Origin of the sequence: Piscirickettsia salmonis LF-89 = ATCC VR-1361 (assembly GCF_000297215.2) — a bacterium.
Lineage (GTDB): Bacteria > Pseudomonadota > Gammaproteobacteria > Piscirickettsiales > Piscirickettsiaceae > Piscirickettsia > Piscirickettsia salmonis.
This window is the reverse complement of record NZ_AMFF02000151.1, coordinates 1-2823: the sequence shown is the minus strand read 5'-3', so window position 1 is coordinate 2823 and position 2823 is coordinate 1. Positions and strand designations below refer to the sequence as shown.

The window sequence follows — 2823 nt, the reverse complement described above, 5'->3', positions numbered from 1 at the left end:
ATTAGATCTAAAGTTCTACATCTTATAACAGTAACAGTACGCAGCCATATTTTTACAACAAAGCAAACTCAAACCACAGCGCATATTGCTTCATACACCTTCAAGCCCTTCTCTCCAGCTAATTAATTTTAGTAAGACTAAACCTCTTCCGCTGAATAATCATGACGGTCAAGCAAATGTTCAGGTATCGCCTTACTGGTATTGGCCCCCATCTTCTTTAAGGCCTCTGATTGCCTGACCAAATTCCCTCGCCCAGTAGAAAGCTTACTATAAGCACTTTCATACGCTTTTTGCGTACTTTCTAAACCTCGGCCTATTTTATCTAAATCAGCAATAAAACCAACAAAGCGGTCATATAAACGGCCAGCCTTATCCGCTATTTCTTTTGTATTTTGTGCTTGATGCTCTAAACGCCATAGATTTTGAATCGTTCTTAACGTTGCCAGCAGCGTTGTTGGTGTGACTAAAATAATATTTAAAGCCAGGGCTTCATTTAACAAACTCGGCTCCTCATGCATTGCGCACGAAAACGCCGCTTCGATTGGAACAAACAACAGGACAAAATCCAATGAATTGACCTGAGCCAATGCCTGATAATCTTTACTTCCCAAGCCTTTAACATGCTGACGTAGTGACATAACATGCTGCTTTAAAGCGTCTTTTTGTGCTTTTGCATCATCAACATGGCAATAACGCTCATAAGCACTTAGAGAGACTTTAGCATCTACGATCACGTCACGTTGCCCAGGCAAACGGATAATAACATCAGGGCGAACATGCTGCCCCCCTGTAGAAAAACTTTGTTGCGTCTCATATTCACGCCCTTTTTCTAAACCAGAGAGCTCAAGCACACGCTCTAAAATCAGCTCCCCCCAATCCCCTTGTACTTTAGACTGACCTTTTAAAGCCTGAGTCAAATCGACTGCATCTTGCGCAATTTTTTGGTTTAAACCCTTTAAATGAGTAATTTCCTGATGCAATGCCACGCGGTCTTTAGATTCCTGATCATAGGTTTTACTCACCTGCTCAGAAAACTGCTTTACTTGCTCACGAAAAGGCTGCAAAAGTTGAGACAGTTCTTTTTCATTATGGGCGGATAATAACTGGGCTTTCTCTTGAAAGAGCTCATTGGCAGCATTTTGAAACTCAACAATCAGCTGTTTTTTTGCATGTTGAACAAACTCTTCTTGCTCTATTAATTTCTTTTCTCTTTCACTCAAAGCCGTTTTAAGCTCAGCAGTTTTCTGATATAACCCAGTTAATTCCTGATGATCTCTCGCCTGCTCTGCTTTTAAACCCGTATATTGAACTTCATGATTATGTACTCTTTCAAGCAATTTCGCCTGCTCTGATGTCCATTCTAAACGTTGATAATTAAGCTGATCCAGCTGGTTTAATTGGCCTTTGCGCTGACGTATCAACCATATACTTAACCCAATAAAAACAAGGTTTAAAGCAATAAAAACAACCAATAAAATCTCGAGCATTTATTTTCCCTATATTCATAACTGAATATTTAAAATCGTCCTCTATTTAAACATAAATGCCCATATGCTGCTAATGTATTCACCTTTAACTTGACATACACAATGCTTTTACTATTTTTTTTATTTCATCACAACTGAGCATAAAGTAACTGATTATTATAACTTTCAATGCTTTTTCAGTGCGTTAAAGACATCGAGTTTAATTGCTCAGCTTCTGATGTTTTTGTATGCGCTTCTAGCATTAACATAGATAACTCTCCACCAACAGCCTCTAAATCACCTTCAGCACGACGATCTCCCTCTAACAACTCGCGCACACTAACATAATTATCTATATCGTTCATCGATACAGCATTACCCTCTGGGCAAATCTCCAATTTTAATGCATTATTAGTAGGAAGATTTAATAATCTAGCAAGCTCACCCACCAATAGGCCACTGTGCTCCTCTGAGGCTGCAACCGCAGAGCATAACCCCCTTAAATCACGCAAATTTTCTCGTTTATTCACAGTGATCAAACTAAAAGGTGTCTGATATGATTGTGCAGGATTAAAAGACTCAAGTGCTGATTTAACAACGATGAACTGCTTGGCTTTTTGCCAACTTTCAACAGAGTTTACAGTAGTCGCAGCTAACGCTTGAAGCTCGAGATTATCCTTACAATCTCTCCATATATCATCATAATCAATACCAACTTTTTGCAAGTTTAAAACAAGCTGTTTATCAATAGCCACTAACGTTGGAAATGCGTGAGACGGCGAAGTTAAAAGAGGCCTCCTGCGTCGGCAGCTTTAGGAAGGCCTTGCTAAATTCAACGTAATCACTACTATAGGACATTATTTTAAGAGAAAAATAATTGCTCAACACAGTCAAACATCTTCTTCAAACTGCCCACAATTGGTGGCGTGACTTCATAGCTAACATGGACAAGCACCGTGATGTCGTTGTGGAAAACGTGATTAAAGTACTTGCATGCGGCACAACCGTGATGGGTCACTCAAAATACTGTTGTAGCAGCTCTAAATGCTCTCATACCAAAGTTGTACCTTATACCTGTAAGTCACGTTTTTGCAGTGCATGTGGCAAAAAAGCAACAGAGATTTGGATTGAGGAACAAAATGCCGTTCTTCCTCAGTGTGAGTATCAACACATCACTTTTACCATTCCCAAAGAATTTCGTATTTTTTTCCTCTATAACCGTTGGCTGTTAAATGAATTTGTTAAGAAAGCGGCTGAAACTCTGCTTAAAACTGCAAAAGATAAAGGGATTACAATTGGCATTTTTGCAGCCATACATACTTTTGGCCGCGACCTCAAATAGAGAGTAGGCTGATCT

3 protein-coding genes are annotated in these 2823 nt (G+C 39.4%); 1 reads left to right on the top strand and 2 read right to left on the bottom strand.

The genetic code is table 11. From position 1 onward, the window contains the following. Positions 1-137: 137 nt before the first annotated feature. Together C200_RS12480 and C200_RS12475 are read right to left on the bottom strand one after the other, a co-directional pair. Complete coding sequence (locus tag C200_RS12480) at positions 138-1487, bottom strand: DNA recombination protein RmuC (protein WP_016212040.1); 1350 nt, start codon at positions 1485-1487, stop codon at positions 138-140. Between the two features lie 176 nt (positions 1488-1663). Beyond that, positions 1664-2221: a hypothetical protein gene (locus tag C200_RS12475; RefSeq protein ID WP_016212039.1), complete on the bottom strand. Its 558-nt coding sequence runs from the start codon at positions 2219-2221 to the stop codon at positions 1664-1666. A gap of 122 nt (positions 2222-2343) precedes the next feature. Between C200_RS12475 and C200_RS12470 the strand changes: the two genes are divergently transcribed. Next, the gene (locus C200_RS12470; RefSeq protein ID WP_257129686.1) at positions 2344-2808 is read left to right on the top strand and encodes an IS91 family transposase; all 465 of its coding nucleotides are present in this window, start codon (positions 2344-2346) and stop codon (positions 2806-2808) included. Positions 2809-2823: the final 15 nt, after the last annotated feature.

What these genes read in the sequence shown, in the direction of transcription:
- C200_RS12480 (WP_016212040.1), bottom strand. Translation starts at nt 1,487, where the DNA reads ATGCTCGAGATTTTATTGGTTGTTTTTATTGCTTTAAACCTTGTTTTT.